This window comes from Streptomyces sannanensis (assembly GCF_039536205.1).
GTDB classification, from domain to species: Bacteria; Actinomycetota; Actinomycetes; order Streptomycetales; family Streptomycetaceae; genus Streptomyces; species Streptomyces sannanensis.
On record NZ_BAAAYL010000002.1, the window covers coordinates 1 to 19,902 of the forward strand.

The following is a 19,902-nucleotide window of genomic DNA, read 5'->3' on the forward strand; positions in this document are numbered from 1 at the left end:
ACCAACAGGGCATTAACCTGAGACCTGGCCGTCCTGTCTCGCTGAGAAAGCCCGGGTTCCGGGTCGCCGCCAAGGACATGCAAGAAATGGTCGCGTCCACACCGGCTGACGTCCCTACACCCCACCGTGACGTGGCAGCGGACCTCCTGGCTCTCATCAATGCACTTGGGTGGCCCCCGCCGTCATCGTGGCCACTCGTTCTCTCTCCGGCGGCCCGCCACCATCGGCGGCAGCCCAGTGGTCCCGAACTGGTCAATCAGCGCTTCGTCGAGATCAGCCCGTTCACCCGTGCCCAGAAGATCGACCTGGGGCGCCCTGGTGTCCCAGACACGCCCGCTACCCGCAAGCGAATTGACGCTGCTCCATGGGGCACCGCCTGCTGCGCCAGCGTCGGACTGTGGAAGCGCTAACCTCGACCACGCCTACCGGACTGAAGCACGCCGGCTTTCGCTGCGCCACGAGCGCGGCCCTCGACGCGGACCTCGCATGGCCGGGCCGGGATGGCCGACGTCAGTAAAATGGGGCAATGTCCGCCCCCACCGACGGCCGCCGCCGCGCTCGCCGGCATCCATTGTCCCCGCACTGATCATCTAGGGCATCCCTCGACCCCGACTGGGCCGACCCCGAGGGCCGAGGGTAGAGGGCATCCTGGCGGAGATTCCCGCAGGGACTACGGCCGACTCGCGATGATCGAGAGAGCGGGCCACAACGCACACCGCCCATTCCCCGCCGAAGCCACTGCGGCCATCATGCCTTCCCAATAGGTCCGGCGCGCATGGCTAGGGCAGCGCTTTCCGCGAACGCGGGGTCCGTCGACATCGCACTATGCAGATCGTCGACGAGGGCAACCACCGCCGCCCTGACCTTGTCGTCGGTGGCAGGCCGGGCGGGCGTCGGCCACACAAAACCTCCCCTCTACAAACACTTGACAACCTCGCCGAGCTGCGCGAACACCATGTCGGCACGGATCGTGAACGGAGATCGCTGACCAGGTCGGCGAGGGCCGTGCTCGGTCGGCCGCCCGCCGACGAGGCGAACCGCGCGCTCATGACGGCCTGGCCGCAACAACGCGTCACGGAACCCGGCACCGCTACGGCGGCGTCATTCCAGAGCCCCCGGCGCCGGACAGCAGAGCCGGTAACGCGAGGGACTGTCAACATCATTCTGGCCACCCTCCGCGCCTACGGCATGGAGGACTCTCCGCGGCCGATCCAACGCGACCCGCTGCCTGCGCGCGGGCCGTCCACGGCTTCGCGGTTCTGGAAGCCGAAGGCGCGTTCGGACTTCCCGAGAACTCGAACGAGAGCTACGACCTGCTGATCCACATGATGATCGCGTGACTGCACGCGCCTCGTTATCGGACCGCGAAGCGTCGCCAACCGCCCGACGCGCTCGACCTGAACACACGCGAGCGGATGCGGCTCGCGGAGGACGTCAATGGGCACCGTGTGTACCGATGGTGCCCATTGACGCAGAATCTGCTCGAGGGTACTGCCCCGGGAAAAGAGCGCCTGCGCAGGCGACGGGTTCAGTAGCGCTGTACACATTGTCGATCGAACCGTACCTGCGGGCGGCGTTAGTTGCACGCAGCATGATGTTGGCGAACCGGGTCGAAACCTGTCCATCGCCGTACCGGGCACGTTATAAGCGCGGAAGGTCGGTCGATTATCTGCAGGAGCCCCTTGGACGGTATTTCCGGCAGCGGCGTTGGAGTCCCCATTGTTGACGGCCCGTGGATTGCCGAGGACTCGCGGCATGACGGTTTTTCGGGTGGATCCTTCATAGAAACCAGGAGATCCCGTGCCTGGCCATGATGTCCAGCGAGTTCATGATCCAGCCGTCGAGGTTGTCGGAGTAACGTCGCGTACCTTTCGCAACGGGGGCAACGCCTGCGGCAGTCTCGGCCTTCGCGCCAATAGTCAGCTAGATGCCGGGACTCATCACCGCCGGGTCGCCAAACCGTGACCCTCCGATTGTCCGGTAACAGCCTCTTCCAGCCACCGCTCAAGGATACTTCGGCGATCGGTCGCGAGGTGTGTCCCCCGCTGCCACCGTGTATGTCGTGGGGACGGCCGACGTCGCGGCGACTGCCGCGACGGCTCCGACGGCCGAGCCATCGCCCTTTCGGCGTTTGGACGGGCCGAGCACACGGCGTGGTGCGTGCGCGGTGGCGGTCCGACGACGATCAGGCAGGACGAACGCGGCACCCGGCACACCCCGGCGACGAAACCTTGAGTGACTTCGAGACCGTTCCTGGCCGGCGGTGCTTACCCTTCGCAGGCTATTGACGAATTCCTCTCCGTCGCCGTGCAGGTGAGCTGTCGGTTCGGGACCGGAGATGGCCTGCCGGCATATACATGCGACTGCACCCCGAGCCTTTCCGGATTTCCGGAACGGCGCTTACCTGGGGCCCCTCGCTCATGCCGTTCGTGATGGGTGCGCAGTTTCCGGGACGGTGCACGATTCCGGCGGTCCATCCGGAATTGCGGTGGACCGTAAGCGAGAAAGCCGGGACGGAACAAGCCCTCTATTCTTCCCAATCGCAATCCAATGAACAAAGATCCAAGGCAGGAAAGGGTGTCCCCCATCCCGCGCCGGGAGCTCAACTTCCCCTTCGAGAAGGGAAGTGGGGCTGGCGGGGCATCACCGCCATCATTTTCCGACGTGACCGACGTCACTGATTGCGTAAAGTGAAATCCTCGGCGAGGCACACCAACCAGAAGAAAAAGAGATTACATATAAACACAAAACGACACATTGACACCAATGTGATACAATTGCCTGCAATCCATGGAATTCCCGGACGTGGAGATACAGATAATGCGACCGCCAAGATTTAAGTCTCGATCTAGGAGAACCAGCCATCGGCGACCCAGACCCTGCTCCGCGTGTAGCGACGTCGCGGTGCGTATCGGAATGTGCTCGCCAACAGCGTACCCCACCAACCGCCGACGAGATACGACCTCGTTGATGGGCGTCACCCATCACTCTTGTTCAAGCCTTCGAATAGTCGTCCTCAAGGGACAGAACAGCTCAAGCCTTCATGGATTTAAGCTGGTAAACGAAACGGCGCTGCCAGGGTGACTCCACAAGCGCTTGAAACGCGTCTAGTGCCCTCCCGACGTAGCGAGACCGACTCGCGTTAGGTCAAACCCCCGTCCAGAACATCGATGCAGGCCAGCGCCGTACCGGAACACTTCCCCTTCCGCCTGCGAAGGCAATCACGACTCGCTCGCCTCGTCGCGTGCCCATGCCATCGCGCAGCGCGTTCCCCCCGTAGCCGTTCGTTCGAAAGGCAACCAAAGATCCGGCCAACGCAGCAAGCGGGACCCCAGGCTACGGGAGGCGGATCGTGAGCCCAGCAATACAGGGCAGAAGTGGGCTGCGGCCCTGCCGGAAGGGGGCGGCTGAGCCCCGGCCCCGGACGAGCCGGCCCGAAGGCAGTCGCAGCACGCCCGTCGTCGTGTGCACCCAAGGCTGTGATCACCTAGAGTCGGACTCCTACCGCCCTTTGATCCGGGTTTTGGAAGGGCTTCGGGCACATGATGAGCGTGCCGTGGAAATGCTCGCCATTCCCCAGCAGAACCAGAAGCGGGTGGTCGATCCGTCGCTGCCGATCGGTCCGGCCCCCGAGGAGGGTGAAGAGGAAACCCGGCTGCTGCTGCGGTTCGCCACGCCCCGCGATCCGGCGCTGATCGCGAAGTGGATCAGCTATCAGGTCATCGACACCGAACGCGCCGACTGGCGACGCGGCTACGAAGCCGCCTGGCGGTACCACGAGCGGCAGGGTGACCTGGAGGTGCCGTACGAACACACCGAAGGCGCCTACCCGCTGGGGCGGTGGCTGTCCGACCAGCGCCGCGCCTACCGCACCGGAACCATGAACAGCCAGCGCGCCGCCGACCTCGAAGAACTCGGCATCGTATGGGACACCGCCGACCAAGGGTTCGCGGAGAACCTCGCGGCCGCCCGGGCGTACTTCGCCCAGCACCAGACCCTGGCCGCGCCCCGCCACGCCACCGTGTTGGACCGAGCGGTGGGGCAGTGGCTGACCAACATCCGCCGGCCCGGCGGACTCGGCAAAGAGCCGGAACGCGCCGAGCGCCGGGCCGCCGCCCTCGCCGCCATCGACCCCGACTGGAACCCGCGCGAGCGGGGATGGACGGTGGACTGGCAGCGCCACTACACCTACCTCAAGCAGGTCCTGGCGGCCGGTTCGCGCCTCGACGACATCGTGCCGGGCGTGACATGGCACGGAGAGGACATCGGCCGCTGGATGGCCACACAACGTCGCGACTTCAAGCGGCTCAACGACGAGCAGCAACACCGCCTGGCCGAGCTCGGCGTGAAACCGAAGGCGCCCGGACAGCGCCGCAAGACCCCCACGAAGACGCCCGCCACCACTACGTCCGGCCGAGACACGGAAGCCTTCCAGCGGGGATGGACGGCCCTGCAGCAGTACGTACAGCGCGAGGGCACCACCGTCATCGGCCGGGGCCACGTCGAGCGCCTCCCCGACGGCACCAGCCACCGCACCGGCATATGGATCGCCAACACCAAGGCCCGCAGAGACCGCCTCGACGGCGAGCAGCTCCGCGCCCTCGCCCACCTCGGCATCGACTGGGCGCGGTAGAAGGCTGACCGGGCGCGCCGTTCCAGATTTCTGGAACGGCGCCGTATTACCGGCTGCCCCGCGCGGGCACGGCCGGCTCGGCGGGCGCGGCCTGGCCGGCCGAGGCCACGGCGGGGGTGGTGGTGGAGCGGGATCAGGCCGGTGACGGAGACGCGGGGGCCGTCCGGAACCGGCGTGTCGAGCGGGGCGGTCAGGGCGCGCAAGGTCACGACCGGACGGCCCCGCCAAGCACCGACAAGCACCCCGGTCTCCCCCGCTGAGCCGAAGACCTCCTTGATCACCTACACCAGACGGCTGTTCGCGGCCCAGCTGACGCCAAGAGGAGCCGGCCGGGCCGTAGACGTCGAAGACCTCGACGTGCGCCAGTGCGGGGCGGGCTCCGTCGCGGCCCCTGATCTCCGTGACCACCGCAAGCCCAGGACCGACCGGACTACCGGACTCGACCATGCCATTGATCATCACCGGTCGACCACGGACCCTAGGCAAATCTACGCGCGCGCAACGCACTTGAACAGAAGTCAAATCTCCCGCTTCGGCATGAGTACCCGTACTCACGACCCGCGTCAAAGGGCGACTCTAAGTTGATGTCATGCCCCGAATAGCACACACCGCAGCCGCCCTCGCTCTGGGCGCGCTCACCCTCACCGCCTGCTCCAGCACCCCCCCCCGGCTACCACGATCGACACGGACAATGTCGCCTCCGTCCCCGAGGGCGGGGACGCCGACAAGCCGCAGCTTGACTTCATGAAGCTGTCCCTCAAGATCACCGACGGCTGTCCGCCGCTGGACGGCACCAAGACCGGCAAAACCCTCGGCCCCAGCGACGTCCCCACCGTTCCCCAAGGCCCCTCCAGCAAGCCCGCCGGCAAGCCCGGCGACCGCGTCCCCCTGCCCGCCGACCCACCCGCCACCGACGTCCCCGTGCCCCCCATGCCCGACGGGAACCTCCTGGAGCCGGTGACGCTCACCAAGCCCGAGACCTGCTACGCGGACAAGTTCGCCGCGCACGTCACCACCACCCTCAAGGGCACGGGCGAGAACGCCGCCGAGGTGCGAGCCGCACTCAAGCGCGCCGGATACCCCGACGAGCGGATCGTGGACATGAAGCCCGAAGGCGACTCCCCCCGCGTGCGGATCGACCTGCGCGAACAGGACACCCGCGTCGCCCTCCAGGTCGTGCACGTCGGCACCAGCGGCACCGTCGTGGAAAAGTTCGGCGCACAGCCCACAGCGCCCCTCAAGGACGTCCGGTACATCCCGGAGCTGGCCGAACCCCTGAGCTGAGACCCCATGAATGAACTGATCGTCGGGGACGATCCCCAGCACCAGGAGCAGCACGGGGTCCGTGCCCGAGGGCTGCGCGGCCGGCGGCTGCTGGGACTGGTTGGTAGCGGTGGACATGATGATTCCCTCCCTGGGATGCCTGCGGACGGTCCGCAGGCGGAACGCGGAGCATGGGGCGCCCGCACCCCTTGCGTCACGGGGTGCCAGGTGGACAGCACTGGGCGAGACGGCGGGGTTAAGGCCCGCAAGACGACCGGGATCACCGTCCAGCGGTTGCGGCCGTCTTTGTGGGCGTCGACTGGGCCTGAAAGATCACTAGTTAGTGCATGCAGCCGGGTACCAGCGCTCAACGTTTTGCGGACCTCTGGTCCGACGACACAAGTGGCGGCCCCTCCCCGCGGGTGCGGGGAGGGGCCGCCACTTCAACGAGTCGTCTGGCCTTCTAGCGGGAAGGCCTCATGGAAGGCCGGTCTATACAGACGCTCCTGTTCTGCGGCGCGCTGCGCACTGTCGTGTCAGCATCGTGGCCCCCGCGTCGTGGGGTCCAGGTGAGTCAGGAAGTCCTCGATCTCTCGCACCAGGCTCTGTGAACCCTCAGACAGTTGGACACCGGCTTCCCCCAATGCCGAATCAAACTTGTCTGCAGTGACGCGAGGCGTGAGAGGCGCACATGCGAAGCCACTCACGAATGATCTGAAAGCTTCATCGCCGTGTTCTTTCCCTTGCCCACAGCATGCCAATAGCCCTTCTTGCTTCTCCGCGTCGAGAACAGACAGATAATCTCGCGCGTCCTCGTCACCCTTGAGAGCTGCTTTTTCCCACCAGCGTCGCGCTTCATCATCCCTGTCCAGGAACTCAAGGATTTCGGCTACGCGACGTGTTTCTTGCGGTGTTGCAGAATCATCGACTTCCTTCTTCAGAAGAGCGCGTAGTTCACGGACCACGCCGAGACGATGATTTCCGTTTCCGGGGTTTTCCGGGTAGGCGGCGGGGGCCGGGGGCCAGCCCGAAGGCTGGCCCCCCTCCGCCTGGACAGGGTCCTCGCCGATCCGGGGACCCTTGGAAACTGCCTGCTCACAGCCTTCGAGCAGCAGCCAGAGAGCGAGAAGCCGGATGGTTCCCCGCTCCTCGGGCTGGTGCGTCCACGCGGACAGGTGCGTCATGCGGTTACCTCCTCGCTGTGTTCGTTGATGGACTTCTTCAGGTTGTTGGCGGCGGCTTTGATGTAGCGCTTCACCGACTCCTCCTTAATCTGGAGGCGCTGCGCAACCAGTGCAGGGCTGAGGTCACCCATAACGCACAGGGTGATGACCTCGCGCTGCTGTGCAGGGAGGCTCGCGATGAGTTCGCCGATGCCTTCCTTAATCATTTCGTATGCGGCGTCGGGGATACCGATGCCTGATTCCACTTCGGGCAGGTCGTGAACCGGTACCACAACCATCCGCTTGTTGCGGCGGAACTGGTCGATGACCGCCCGCTTCACCGCAGTGCGGCCGTAGGCGGTCAGGGACCCCTGCTGTGCAGAAATCTCTTCCCACCGGCGGTACATGTTCAGGTAGACGTCCTGCACGGCGTCCTGGGCGCTGTGCAGGTCGCCTGCCTCAGCCCGGGCCAGTCGGGAGAACGCCTCGATGGTCTCGAGGACGAAGGACTCGAAGTCCGCTCCCTCAGCGGCCTCTCTCACGCAGCCTCCCGCGTGGCGATGGCCCGGTGGCCCGCCGACTCGGCCGTGTCCTTGCGGAACAGCCAGGCCGGCTGGCCCTGCTCGAAACGGGCGGCGGCGCCGCCGTCGGGCAGGGACTGCGCCATCGCGACCATGGTGGCGCGCTGCTCGCGCTCCGCCCGGGTCTCGATGTGCGCCTTCACAAGCAACTCCACGATGCCCTTGACGCGGCGCATCGCGAAGAACAGCAGGACCAACACGGGAATTGACACCCCGCCCGCTCCCGCCCAGTACGACCAAGTCATCGACCAGGCCTCCCAGTAGTGACGAACTCGTTGATGAAGGCGCGAGGCCCTCACCCCCTTACACGCCGCTGGGGCCCGGATCCGGATGCCGGACGGCAAGATTTTTTCCCAAGTTCCTCCCCACGCACGGCTGTCGCACTGATTCCGCAGGTCACAGGGCTTTCAGGCGCTGAAAACCGGATCCGGGAAGAGCCGGACACGGACGCTGCGGAGCGGTAAGCGGCGCGCGGAGCGGCGCCGCCACTCGTCGTCGCATCCCCGGAGAGCTCGGCGCAGACGCCTCGCGGAGCGCGGGTTCCTGCATCACTTCCCGATGCAGCAACAACGTTATTCCCCTGTGACCTCAAGGGTGCGCGCTGGTTTTCCGGTCGTCCGCCTGCCGGTACGGGCGCTGGCTGTCGGACGCGGCGCCGTGCATCCCGGCGCAGAGCAGGCGATGTCGCCACGGCTGCGCCCATGCGCGGCTCGTCCGCAACAGGCACATCCTGCCGTGGATTCCTCGGCTGTCCGCCGGACACCGTGGCGGCGAGCGACGGCTCCCAGTACGGGCGTCCCCCGATGATCTCAACGGGGAATCGCGGTCACGCTGTGTGCCGGAACCCCGTTTACCGGCCGTGCCCCTGACGCCGTGCGGGCGCGGCCTGCTGCCGATGCGCGGGCACGGGCGGCTCCGCAGGCGCGCCCTGGCCGGGCGCGGCCGCGGTGGGGGTGGTGGTGGAGCGGGAGCGGGCCGCGGTGGCGGAGACGCGGGGGCCGTCCGGGACCGGGGCGCCGGGCGGGGTGGTCAGGGCTCGCAGGATCGCGCCGACCAGGCGCCCCGCGAGCTCGGAGGGCGGGCCCTGCTGCCAGGCGGTGTTGTCCAGCAGCCCGGCCTTCAGCCGGTCGGAAAGGTTGAGATCGTTCGGCACGTTCAGGCCCTCGGTCAGCGGCCCCCACATGCTGCGGGCGTCCGCACTCACCGCCACCACCAGCTCCGGTGCCGCGGCGGCCGGATCCGGGCCGGGAGCGGTCCGGGCAGCGGGAACCGCAGGGGCGGCCGCGGCGGGGGCGGCCGGCTGCGGGCCACCCTGCCGGGCCAGGAGGGCTGCCACGGCGCGGTCCACGCCGACGCCCTGGCCGTGCGCGGCCGTGAGGAACCCGGTGACGTCCACGCCCTCGTGGTCGAGGGCGGCCATCTGCGCGGCCATGTCCGGCCAGGCCGGGGAGGCGAGGATCGCGTCGCGGACCAAGCCCTCGGGCATCGCCTTGCGCAGCAGGTCCGCCCACCGGTCGGTGCCCTCCGCGCTGATGCGCGCGGCGTTGGCCTCCACCGCGGTGTAGACGGTGGAGGCGACCTGGCCGAGCTGCGGAAGGAACGCGCCCAGATCGACACCGGCTTTCTGCAGCAGAACCAGCTGACCGGCCATGGCAGGCCAATCCGCACCCGACATCAGGTCGGCGAGCACCCCGCCGTCCAGGACCGGGCGCAGCGACTGGGCGGCCCAGCCCGGGGCGAGCTGTTCCTCGCCGTCGGCGAGTTCGTCCTCGCGGCCCTGGCGGTGTTTCTGGGCGGCGCGGCGTACGGCGTCGGCGATGGTGAGCGTCAGCTTCACGGCCGCCGCGGTGGTCCGGGCGGCTTCGGCGACCGCTTCGGCGAACGGGTCTTCGGCGGGCATCGGGGCAGGGTCGGCAGTGGCCAACTTCGGGCTCCTTCACGTCAGCGGGACTTGCCCGGTCCCGGCCTGTCCCGGCCGGGCGGCGTACGGGGCGGCACACCGGTAACAGCCCCCGGACCCGCCGGGCCACGGCCCGCCACCCGCGACGTGCGGGCCGTGCGCGCCGGAGCCGGCCGGGCCGGCGGCGCACCGGCCGCCACCGCCGCCTGCCGCAGCAGCGCCCCGGCCTCCGCCGCCGCCTTCGCCTGCGCCCGATACTGCTGCGCCTCATGCCACAGGCGGGCCGCCTCCACAGCCTCCACCAGCGCGAGCAGGAGGGTGAGGACCACGGCCGCGCCGCCGCCCCGAGCGGTGCGCGGGGCCCACTCCAACGCCCGCGCAGAGGCCCGCCAGCCCGCCCGCGCCCGGCCTTCCAGGGACCGCTCGCCGGGCGCGCGGCCGGCCTGCTCGAAGGCGTCCGCCGCCGCGGCAAGGCGCTCCCGTACCGCGGCCGGGGAGTGCGCGGCGCAGGCCACCAACAGGTCGCCGAGCGCGGCCACATCCCCCGCTCCCTCCGCCCGCCCGGACCGGCCCAGCACGACGGCCGCCTCACGCACCAGGTGCTCCGCCGACCGCCAGTCCGCCGGACCGACGGCGGGCCCGTAGCGCTCACGCACGCGGGGCAGGGACAGGTCGTAGGCCAGGGAGCCGCCGGAGAACCAGACGGGTCGGCTACCGCCGTCGGCGCGGTCGCCGGGCAGCGCAACCGCGTACCCGACGAGGACCCTGGCCTCGTCCCGGCGCTCCCGTACGCGAAGGCCCGCATCCCGCAACCTGTCCAGGAAATCGGTGTCGGTCCCAGCGAGCGCGGCCGCAGTGCGCACGGTTCGCTGCAGGGACTGGCGGGCGGTCTCCACCAGGCCCCGCCGGTCCGCCTTCGCGACCTCTCCGGTCGACGGCCGGCGTACCGCGGTGCGGTCCTGCGGCGACATCGCGGTCAGCCCCCACCGGGCCTCGAAACCGCGGGCGGCGGCGTGCATCGCGAGAATGTCCCCGCGCAACCTTGGCTGCCGGCCGTCCACCCGGGCCAACGTGGCCACGATGTGGATGTGATCGGGCGCGTGGCGCACCGCGATCCACCGGCAGGCCTGCTCATCGCCGTACAGGGCGATCCCCGCAGCGTCCACCATCGCCGCCGCCACCTGACCCCACTCCGCGTCCGACAGGACCCGGTCACCGGGCGCGTTGCGGACCGAGACGTGCCACACATGCTTGGCCGGACGCAGCCCCCGCAGCGCCTGAACGGGTGCGTCCAGCAGGTCCGCCAGCTCCCCCAGGTCCATCCGCTCCGCCTGCCGGCCCGGACACGGCACATCGGGGTCCCAGGCGGTCACCAGATGCGGGTCGGTGTGCTCATCCCGCTTGCCCGGACCGAACAGGTACTCCAGCAACTCGTACGTGTCCTCCCCCATGTCGGGCTTCTTCGGCATCACGACCGGGCGCGCCTCTCCCGCATCACCTTCACCGTCGCCGCGTCCACCCGCACCACCGCCGCACGAGCGTCCGCGAGGACCTCCTCCAGCCCGGCCCGGCCACCCGCGCCACCGGCGGCCGTGGCGTCGAGGCGGAGGGCGACCTCCCGCAACGCCGCGCGCGCCTGCACCAGCTCCCGCAGCACGTCCGCCCGGTCCGCCGAGACCGGCACCAACACCTCCTGCGCGACCGCCATCACCGCCCGCCCCGCCCACCCCGCCACCGACATCCCCTCCCGGCCCGCAGCCGCCTTCACCACCGCCAGCTCCGCCGGGCTGAACGCCACGTTCACCCGCTCCGACCGCCGCTCACCCGCCTCCCTCTCACGCCGCCTGCCACCCTCACCAGCCACCCGCACCCACCCCTTTCCCCGCCACACCGAAAACAGCCCGCGAAAAGGGCCTGACACACAACAACAACCAAGACCAGTCAGCGTGTAATGTTCCATTCCGCACTAACTGGCTGCCAATTTCTAATGCCTCAAAAAATCCTCCCAGCACGCCATGCAGGACCCACGCAGAAACCGGACCCCACCCCGCACAACCACCCCAACCAGCGACCCCCCACCCCCCCACACACACACCACCACCCACGCGCCCGCCCGCCTGCCCGCCACGCGCCCACGCACCCCGCCCGCCCGCCGCACCCACCACCCACCCCACACACCAACCCACCGCCTTTGTGGGCACCCATCCCGCGAGTGTGGGCAATGTCAAAGAATTCAGATAGGCGAGGAACCCAAACGGAAAGGCCGCAATTCTTGCGTCACCCTCAACCGATTCCGTCGAAATAACCCCTTCAACTCGTCAGAGTGATTCCCCTACACTCCCCGTAACGCTGGACGATTTTCGGCGTTTCTTCTTTTCATGAAACGAATGATTCCTGGAAGCCTGCTTGTACTCGCATCGCTCACGGCCGTATCCGCTCCTGCTGCGGCCCTGCCGGTGTCCTCTCCAGCAGCGGTAGCCGAGTGGAACAACTGTGGCTACCAGCCCACCACCAACGTGAAGCTCCGGACCGGGCCGACCAAGAGGCACACGGCCATCGGCATCCTGACGCCCAAGGACTCCGTGTACGTCCTGCGCGAGACGGCTTCTACGAAGTCGAGCTTCACGGCGACTCGGGGGTGTGTAAGGAATCAGGTGTGAACTTCCTCGAAGGAGTCACCTGATGAGTACGACGACTGATCACCTGATCGAGACCGCGAACGGCGTGTCGCTTGCCGGGGCCGGTGAGAGCGCCCAGGGTGCCGACGTGAGAACGACGACGGGTGCCGGGTCCTCGGTGAACGGGCTGAGTCTGGCGCTGCTGGACGAGCTGACGATGCTCGCGAGGGAGAAAGTCCGCGGTGGCGAAGGGCTGCAGCTGATGGGCGAGGGCGGGCTGTTGCCCGAACTGGCTCAGCATCTGATGCAGGCTGCCCTGGAGGCCGAAATGGACCTGCACCTGGACGCCGAGGCAGGCCGGGCCGGCGGGCGCGGATCGCGCTCGGGCGGGAACATGCGCAACGGCTATCGGACCAAGAAGGTGATAACGGAGGTCGGCGCCATCACGGTGCAGGTCCCGCGCGACCGGCTGGGCACCTTCCAGCCCCGGGTGCTGCCCAGGTACGCCCGCCGCACCGGGGCGCTGGACGACCTGGTGATCTCGCTGACCGCGAAGGGCCTGACCTCCGGTGAGATCGTCTCCCACCTCGCCCAGACGTACGGCATGTCGACGACGAAGGAGACCATCTCCACGATCACCGACAAGGCCCTGGAGTCGATGGCGGAATGGCGCACCCGCCCGCTGGATCCGGTCTATCCGGTGGTCTTCATCGACGCCGTTCACGTCAAGATCCGGGATGGGCATGTGGCGAACCGGCCGGTCTACGTGGCCATCGCGGTTACCTGCGACGGCTACCGCGAGATTCTCGGCCTGTGGGCCGGCGGCGGCGGGGAGGGCGCGAAGTACTGGCAGACCGTGCTGACCGAGATCAAGAACAGGGGCGTCCGCGATGTGCTGATGCTGGTCTGCGACGGTCTGACCGCCCTGCCCGACGCGGTCAACACCGTCTGGCCCCAGACCGTGGTGCAGACCTGCGTGGTTCACCTCATCCGTGCATCCCTGCGCTACGCGTCCCGCCGGGACTGGCCCGACCTGGCCCGCGACCTCAAGCCCGTCTACACGGCCGTGAACGAGGACGAAGCACGTGCCCGGCTGGCCGAGTTCGACGAGAAGTGGGGCAAGCGCTATCCGTCGATCGCCGGGACCTGGGAGCGGGCCTGGAGCGAGTTCGTGCCCTTCCTCGGCCTGCCTGACGCCATCCGACAAGTGGTCTACACCACCAATGCGATCGAGTCCCTCAACGCCCGCTACCGGCGCGCGGCCCAAGCCTGCGGGCACTTCCCCAACGAGCAGGCCGCCCTCAAGCGCCTCTACCTCGCCACCCTCACCCTGGACCCCACCGGCCACGGCCGCCAGCGCTGGAGCAACCGCTGGAAATCCGCCCTCAACGAGTTCGACGTCCTCTTCGACGGCCGGCTTACGGCCGGACGAGTGTGAGCCGATCAGCCCACCGAAAAACCTGTAGGCCGAACAGACGAATTACACCTGAATCCTGATAGACCCCGACTCGGAGACCGGACTCAAGTGGGGGACGAAGGGGTGGATCACCAAGCACGTCAAGCCCCACGTGTGCATGAACCTGAGCTAGCCTCCGCGTTTCGCTTGGGGCTGGCTGAGCTGGGGTGATCTTGGGGGTGGTGGCCATGAGGCTGCTGTCGGAGGGCGGGCATGCCGAGGGACCGACGCGCGGGTCGGGTGCTCCTGGGGGTTCCTCGGGTCGTGGGCGGTCAGTGGCGGTTTCGTCGGGTCAGGTGGCAGGTCGGGGCAGTGCGACGAGGCGGCTGAACGCGGCGGTCAGTTCGTGGCGCCAGGGCCAGGTGGCGGCGATCCGCAGGCGTAGGCGGCGGGCTCCGCGGGTGATCCGGGCCGCGGCGTGCAGGAGTCGGTAGCGGAGCTTCTTGGGTTCGGCGGTGGCCAACTCGTCGTCCAGCAGTAGGGTTCGGGTCCAGGCGAGCAGGTCGATAGCGGTCAGGGACAGCTCCAGCCAGGCCGCGTTGATAGCGAAGTGGCGGGAGGGGAAGCGGCCGAAGCCGGTGGTCTTGCCGCAGCGGATGTGGTCCTCGACTCTGGCGTGGGCGCGGTGGCGGACTTCCAGGTGCTGCAGGGAGCCTTGGCCGGCGACGGGTGTGTCGGTGAGGAAGACCTGGTGACGCATGCCCTCGTCCTGGTCGAGCAGGGACAGTTGGGCCCCGGGGTGGGGTCGCTCGCGTCGCACGATGATGCGGGTGCCGTCCGGGAGGCCCGCGAGGTCGACCAGACCGGTCAGCTCGGCGACCTCGGCCCCGGCGCGCAGGGAACCGTCCTGTTCCAGCGCGGGGTGCCAGACCTGGTCGGGCAGGGCGTGGATGGCCTTGCGGACCTCGGCGGTGACGGCGTGTCCGACGGAGAACGTGGTCTGGATTCCGCGCTGTCGCAGGCCTCGCAGGTGAGCGAGGAAGGCTTTGGCGCTGCCCGCGCTGTCGGCGCGGATGAGGATCGGGGTGCCGTATCGGTGGGTGTCGGGGATCTGGACGAGGGCTTGGTCGAGGACCGTGATGTGGTCGGCTGCGGTGTTCGCTCCGGCGTTGCCCGGTCGCAGGAGGCCCGCGAGGGCCTCGCCTGTGTTGTCCAGGAAGCAGAGCATCGGGTGGTAGCCGAAGCCGCGTTTGTAGGTGGCGGCAGCCTGTTCCTTCTCCGAGTGGCAGGTGATCAGGGTGGCGTCGAGGTCCAGGACCAGGCCTGGCAGTTCACGCCCTCCGGCATGAGAGGGCGGTATGGGGCGTCCGGTCTCGGCGGCCTGCAGCCAGGCGACTTCGCGGGCGGTGGCCCTCGCGGCCCGCAGTGCGTTCAGGGCCGCGGTGTCGATGCCGGCCAGCACACGCCAGGCTGTGGGGGTGGAGGCGACGGGGCCGAAGACGTCGCCCTGGTCCCGCAGCATGGCGAGGTCCCGGATCGCCTCGCCGCCGTCGGCGAGCATGACCGCCAGGTCCACCGCGACGCGGCCGGGGTCGTGCCCGGTCCCGCGCGGCCGCAGGCGGCGCAGAGCGTCGGAGAAGCCGCTGGTCAGCGTGGTGGCGTCGGCCAGATCCGCGAGAAGACGCGAGCCGGCATGGTTGACCACCCCGTGCCCGTCGGCGCTGACGACAAGCTTCGGGCGTAACCGGGTAGTGTGCACGCAGAAAGTGCCTTCCTGCTGGAACTACGGAGACCTTAGACAAGCCTCATCGTCCCAGTTCAGAAGGCACTTTCGCGTTCCCGCTCACAATCTGGTCCCAGCCCCAAGCGAAACGCGCAGGTTTAGGGCAGGCCGATCACCACCAAGCGGTTGCGTTGCTGTTCGTGCAGGTTCCGCTGGGCGACCGCACGAAACAGGCCCGCAGCCTGGCCGAAGAAAGGTACCCCCGCGTGTAGTTACGGGCGTTGGCGAGATAGTAATCACGGTCGTCCGCTACGCGGTCCCCGGTGGTGTCGACTTCCAAGCGAATGTAGTCAGCCGCGGCGTAGCCGAGTATGCGCCCCCAGCCGTACTGCGCACCGCCGCACGTCCCATAGCGGACCTCCACTGTACGGCCCTCAACTGTCGCAATCGCAGCAGTCTTAACGTTGGTGCAGGAGTTCGGGTCGTTGTACCACGCCGGAGCTGCAGTCGCGGTTCCTGTGGTGAGAACGGAAATGGCTGCAGCCGCTGCGGTCACGCCTACTAGGCTGCTCAGCTTACGAATTTTGGAGGTCATTCTCAATCTCACTCATTCCCTTCTTCTTGGCCGCTAAGTGCTCCAACGCATTGGCACAGAGACGCTACTGCATCGGCACGGCACTGACGAATCTCTGCGGGACATAAGACGAACGATTTTCCACTTCCAGTCGCCCTCAAACCCTGATGACTGCTGCGCGTTCCGTTGCAGCGCCACCGAATCAATCCTTGCCGTTTCAGAGCAAATGCCACTTCCTCCGCAGCTGTTTGTGATGCGTTCCTGCCATTACGGTAATGGCTTCCCTAAATCAGAGGGAGATCAATTTTAGGGCGCAACTTAGACTGGAAACATGCTTGTCTTCCGAGCAGGGCTTCGACATAGACGCAGAGCGTCTGGTTCGTGATGATCTGCCAGTTCAGCGGTGACCCGGGAACGTGACAGGCACGGGCTTCCAAGATCATGGAGTCCTACCTTTCAAGCGTGGGTTTCCGCTGGTCATTCGTAAGATCGGTGGGCCCTGCCTCGTTGTTTCACAGCGACAGTCGGTTGATCTTGCGTCCGTGATGTCGCGTTGATTCCTGTCCGGGGACGGTGTCGGTCAGGGGTGCGCGTCGGCTGTCGTGCCGGATGACGCCGGGTTCCACGGGCCGGGGCCTGCTGGTGGCCCCCTCTCGGTGCTCGATGTGATCGTTCGTGCTGGTCAGGTGGGGTGCGGCAGAGCGAGGATGCGCCGGAAGGCGCGGATGATGATGTCGACCCAGGGCCAGGTGTCGGGAAGTTTCAGGCGTCGTTTCCGCTGGCCACGGACGAGACGGGCGGGCACGTGGAGGACGCGGTAGCGCAACGTCTTCGGAGTGGCCCTGGCCATCTCGCCGTCCAGGGCGAGGAGTTGGAACCAGCAGCGGAGATCGGCGGCGAGGGTGGTGGCGGTGAGCCAGGCGGCGTTGACGTTCAACTCGCGCGAGGGCAACAGGCCGATCCCGGAAGCCTTCTGCTCGCGGATCCTGGGCTCGACCCTGGCGTGCTTGCGGTGCCGGCCGTCCAAGTGGGCGATCTGCCCCCGGCGATGGTTGGTCGCGAAGGTCTGGTAGCGCGCCTCCTGTTCGATTTCGTAGGCGCTGGCGTCCTTGACGTAGCGGGGGTGGAGCGGTTCCTTGCGGGCGATCACCCGGTGGTGCGGGGGCCAGCCCGGCAGGTCGCCGAGCAGGGCGGTGATGTCGGCGACGAACACGCGCTCGCGCACGCCGCCGTCCGGGCCGCCGCCGGCCGGCTGCCACAGGCCCTGCTGGTCGCAGATCTCGACGGCGGCCTGTTCGCGTGCGGTGAAGGCCCAGCCGACGGAGTACTCCCAGCGGAACGTGGGGCTCTGGCGGCCGCCCGCGGAGGCGATCCAGTCGATCATCTGGTGGGAGAAGCCCGCCCCGTCCACCCGGAAGAGGATCTTCTGTCGCCGCCACCAGGGCAGTTGGGCCACCGCCCGGGTCAGGATGTCGATGTTCACCTCGGCGTCGTTGGCACTGACGTTGCCCGGGTGCAGGGTCGCAGCCAGCTGTTCGCCAGCGTTGTCACAGGTGGCGACGAACACATGATGTCCGAGGAAGCCCTTGTAGGTGCCCGTGGGCTCCCTCCTTCTCCGACGGCGCCCGGACCAGCGTCCCGTCGCTGTCGATCACGGTCCATCCGGTCAGCGGCACCCCTTCGACCTCCACCTCGGGGAAACCCCCGGGCCGGTCGCGGAGCAGTTCGTACACGCGACGCCGCACCGACACACGGGCCCGCTCGATCCGGGGAAGTCCCCGCTCGCCGGCCTCTTTCAGCGCCCGCCACACGGTGGGGCGAGAGGCGGCCACGCCGAAGACCGGCCGCTGATGCTCCAGCAGCCGGATGTCGCGGATGCAGGTCGCGCCCAGGGTGATCGCGACCGCAAGGTCCACCATCACCTGCCCCCGTTCGTGCAACGGCACGAACCCCGGCCGGGCCAGCGACGCCGACAGCGCCCCGGTCAGCCCCGTCCGCTCCGCGAGCAGCCGCAGATGCACCCCGCCCACATGCCCGACCTGCCCCTTCCCGTCCCCCGACATCGCCAGACCCCGACTCCACTCGCTACCCTGCACGTGAAAGGTGCCCCCACCCGCTCATGATCCAAGCCTTAGACAAGCCGGATCATCGCAGGTCACGGGGCACCTTTTACAGGTCGTGACACAACGTCACCACCCTGGGAATTCACGGTGTAGGGTCGGGGGCTGGCGCGGTGGCGGAGTACGTCCGCTCCGTTTCCAGCCCCCGCCGCATCGAACCGTGCGTGCGGTTCTCCCGCACACGGCTCACCGACGCCGTTCACCGCCGGCATTCGGCCTGTCCCGCCAGTCCTGGAAGGGTCTGGGGGCGACGACGGTCCCGTGCAGAGCGATCAGCCCCAACGAGTCGGAAGCCGCCTGAGCGACCACCGACCAGCCGAATCTTCGGCTGCGCCGGTGCTTCTTGGCGATGAACCCGCCGATCCGCATCCGCGCGACGAGCCGATCTGGTCAAAGCGATGGACCGAGTTCCCGAACCGGAAATACGCGGCCCACCCGCGAAGGAACGCATTCACGTCCTCCACGATCACTTTGACCGGCCGCAACATCCTGCGCCGCTCCGTCAGTTCACGAATCCGGTCGCGGGCATGCTGCACCGCCCTGTCCGAGGGCCAGCGGGCGAGGAAGGCGATCGGGCGCCGCCCACCGCGAGGCCGGGACGTGACCCACCGGTGGTGGAAGCCGAGGAAGTCCACTCCCTCGCCTCCGACCTGCAGGTGCACGATCCTGGTCTTGGCCGCCTTCGGCTCCAGGCCGAGTTCGGCCAGCAGGACCTTCAGCTGCCCAAGGGCGGCTTCGGCCTGCTCGCGGGTAGTGCACATCACCACAGCATCGTCGGCATAACGGACCAGAACCCCATGACGACGCGCGTCCCATGCCCGGTCCAGCCGGTGCAGATAGACGTTCGCCATCAACGGTGAAACAACACCGCCTTGTGGGGTTCCGGTCACCGGCCGACGGACCTGCCCGTCCTCCATCACTCCGGCCCGCAGCATCGCGCGCAGGAGTTTGAGGACCGACCGGTCGCAGACGCGTTCCTCGACCGCCTGCATCAACTTCTCATGCGGAATCGCCTCAAAACAGTTGGCGATGTCCGTCTCCACCACCCAGCGCCTGCCCCGCCATGCCTCGTCCACGAGGACCTGAAGGGCATCGTGCGCTCCGCGCCTGGGCCGAAACCCGAACGAGCACGGGAGCATATCGGCCTCGAAGACCGGCTCGAGCACGATCTTCAGCGCGGCCTGCACGATGCGGTCGCGGACGGAAGGGATCGACAGCGGCCTCTGTTCCGTGGTTGTGCCGGGCTTCGGGATGAACACCCGGCGCGCGGGCAGCGGACGCCAGCGGCCCTCCTTATTTCCGCGGCCAACTCGTCAAGGAGCCGGTCGATGCCGTACTCCTCGACCTGCACGAGAGTGGTGGCGTCAATGCCCGGAGCGCCGTTGTTCCGACGCACCGTCGCCCACGCGCGCCGCAGGACGTCCCTGCGGTGGACCTTGTCCCCCAGCGCGTGGAACCGCCGTCCGGGATCGGCCTTGGCCGCCCGGTAGAGCGCATGCTGCAAGGCTCGGACCGGATCCAGCTTCAGGGATCCCGACGTGGCGGAACTAGCCGATGTGGCACTCACCAAGCCCCTCCAGACAACCTGCGCATCGACGAAGCAGCGGCCCTTCCCCTGGCCGGGAGTTGTGTTGTCCGCCCGGCTCATCGCGGTACTACGGCCGCCTCCGACGCCCACCCGGCCCGCATCCACTTCCCGGGGTGCACCCGGTTTTAGGACGCGCAGCTTCCGACGGCAGCTGTCCGCAGGCCGTCGGGCCGGGGAGGGCCTCCCCAGTTCCCGCTGTCACCGTCGCAACGTTCCATGCCCCATACGCCGGGGAGTCCCTCACGGCTGCATCTCCAGGATCTTCGCCGCTTCCATGGCCTTCGCCCTGATTTCGGGGGCTCGGCACTCCCTGTCCCCGCCCCGAGAGACGGGCCTCTAACGA

General features: G+C 68.1%; 13 protein-coding genes and 1 pseudogene. 3 read left to right on the forward strand and 11 right to left on the reverse strand.

Going from position 1 to position 19,902, the window contains the following annotated elements:
* Nucleotides 1-3,562 precede the first annotated feature (3,562 nt).
* Nucleotides 3,563-4,633, forward strand: coding sequence for a helicase associated domain-containing protein (locus ABD858_RS34545; protein ID WP_345045439.1), 1,071 nt, complete (start codon nt 3,563-3,565; stop codon nt 4,631-4,633).
* Between the two features lie 744 nt (nt 4,634-5,377).
* Nucleotides 5,378-5,917 carry a hypothetical protein gene (locus tag ABD858_RS34550; RefSeq protein ID WP_345045238.1) on the forward strand — a complete coding sequence of 180 codons (540 nt, stop codon included), beginning with the start codon at nt 5,378-5,380 and terminating at the stop codon, nt 5,915-5,917.
* Between the two features lie 515 nt (nt 5,918-6,432).
* Here ABD858_RS34550 and ABD858_RS34555 read toward each other — a convergent pair.
* The 6 genes from ABD858_RS34555 to ABD858_RS34580 form a co-directional block, all read right to left on the reverse strand.
* Entirely contained in the window at nt 6,433-7,080 is a 648-nt protein-coding gene (locus ABD858_RS34555) for a hypothetical protein (RefSeq protein WP_345045241.1), read from the reverse strand.
* Entirely contained in the window at nt 7,077-7,601 is a 525-nt protein-coding gene (locus ABD858_RS34560) for an RNA polymerase sigma factor (RefSeq protein ID WP_345045244.1), read from the reverse strand. The genes ABD858_RS34555 and ABD858_RS34560 overlap by 4 nt, the downstream gene beginning before the upstream one ends.
* The gene (locus tag ABD858_RS34565) at nt 7,598-7,852 is read right to left on the reverse strand and encodes a hypothetical protein (protein ID WP_345045247.1); all 255 of its coding nucleotides are present in this window, start codon (nt 7,850-7,852) and stop codon (nt 7,598-7,600) included. The genes ABD858_RS34560 and ABD858_RS34565 overlap by 4 nt, the downstream gene beginning before the upstream one ends.
* A 638-nt stretch (nt 7,853-8,490) precedes the next feature.
* Nucleotides 8,491-9,564 (reverse strand): hypothetical protein, encoded by a 1,074-nt coding sequence (locus ABD858_RS34570; protein WP_345045250.1) that lies wholly within the window; start codon nt 9,562-9,564, stop codon nt 8,491-8,493.
* 17 nt (nt 9,565-9,581) lie between these two features.
* Entirely contained in the window at nt 9,582-10,991 is a 1,410-nt protein-coding gene (locus tag ABD858_RS34575) for a mobilization protein (protein WP_345045252.1), read from the reverse strand.
* Nucleotides 10,992-11,008: 17 nt separating this feature from the next.
* A complete protein-coding gene (locus tag ABD858_RS34580) occupies nt 11,009-11,338 on the reverse strand; it encodes a hypothetical protein (protein WP_345045254.1) in 330 nt (109 codons plus the stop codon).
* Nucleotides 11,339-12,375: 1,037 nt separating this feature from the next.
* On the opposite strand from ABD858_RS34580, the gene ABD858_RS34585 reads away from it, so the two are divergent.
* Nucleotides 12,376-13,596 (forward strand): IS256 family transposase, encoded by a 1,221-nt coding sequence (locus ABD858_RS34585; protein ID WP_345044994.1) that lies wholly within the window; start codon nt 12,376-12,378, stop codon nt 13,594-13,596.
* Between the two features lie 310 nt (nt 13,597-13,906).
* Here the strand turns inward: ABD858_RS34585 and ABD858_RS34590 are convergent, their stop codons facing one another.
* From ABD858_RS34590 to ltrA, 5 genes and pseudogenes are all read right to left on the reverse strand, one after another.
* Nucleotides 13,907-15,313 (reverse strand): IS1380 family transposase, encoded by a 1,407-nt coding sequence (locus ABD858_RS34590; protein ID WP_345045257.1) that lies wholly within the window; start codon nt 15,311-15,313, stop codon nt 13,907-13,909.
* 136 nt (nt 15,314-15,449) lie between these two features.
* Complete coding sequence (locus ABD858_RS34595) at nt 15,450-15,833, reverse strand: hypothetical protein (protein WP_345045259.1); 384 nt, start codon at nt 15,831-15,833, stop codon at nt 15,450-15,452.
* A gap of 700 nt (nt 15,834-16,533) precedes the next feature.
* Nucleotides 16,534-17,418, reverse strand: coding sequence for a transposase (locus ABD858_RS34600; protein ID WP_345045260.1), 885 nt, complete (start codon nt 17,416-17,418; stop codon nt 16,534-16,536).
* Complete coding sequence (locus ABD858_RS34605; RefSeq protein ID WP_345045263.1) at nt 17,399-17,914, reverse strand: hypothetical protein; 516 nt, start codon at nt 17,912-17,914, stop codon at nt 17,399-17,401. The genes ABD858_RS34600 and ABD858_RS34605 overlap by 20 nt, the downstream gene beginning before the upstream one ends.
* 329 nt (nt 17,915-18,243) lie before the next feature.
* Nucleotides 18,244-19,254: pseudogene (gene ltrA / locus ABD858_RS34610) on the reverse strand (group II intron reverse transcriptase/maturase); the annotation flags it as partial.
* Between the last annotated feature and the right edge of the window lie 648 nt (nt 19,255-19,902).

What these genes read in the sequence shown, in the direction of transcription:
- ABD858_RS34545 (WP_345045439.1), top strand. Translation starts at nt 3,563, where the DNA reads ATGCTCGCCATTCCCCAGCAGAACCAGAAGCGGGTGGTCGATCCGTCG.
- ABD858_RS34550 (WP_345045238.1), top strand. Translation starts at nt 5,378, where the DNA reads ATGAAGCTGTCCCTCAAGATCACCGACGGCTGTCCGCCGCTGGACGGC.
- ABD858_RS34555 (WP_345045241.1), bottom strand. Translation starts at nt 7,080, where the DNA reads ATGACGCACCTGTCCGCGTGGACGCACCAGCCCGAGGAGCGGGGAACC.
- ABD858_RS34575 (WP_345045252.1), bottom strand. Translation starts at nt 10,991, where the DNA reads ATGGGGGAGGACACGTACGAGTTGCTGGAGTACCTGTTCGGTCCGGGC.
- ABD858_RS34585 (WP_345044994.1), top strand. Translation starts at nt 12,376, where the DNA reads ATGCTCGCGAGGGAGAAAGTCCGCGGTGGCGAAGGGCTGCAGCTGATG.
- ABD858_RS34605 (WP_345045263.1), bottom strand. Translation starts at nt 17,914, where the DNA reads ATGTCGGGGGACGGGAAGGGGCAGGTCGGGCATGTGGGCGGGGTGCAT.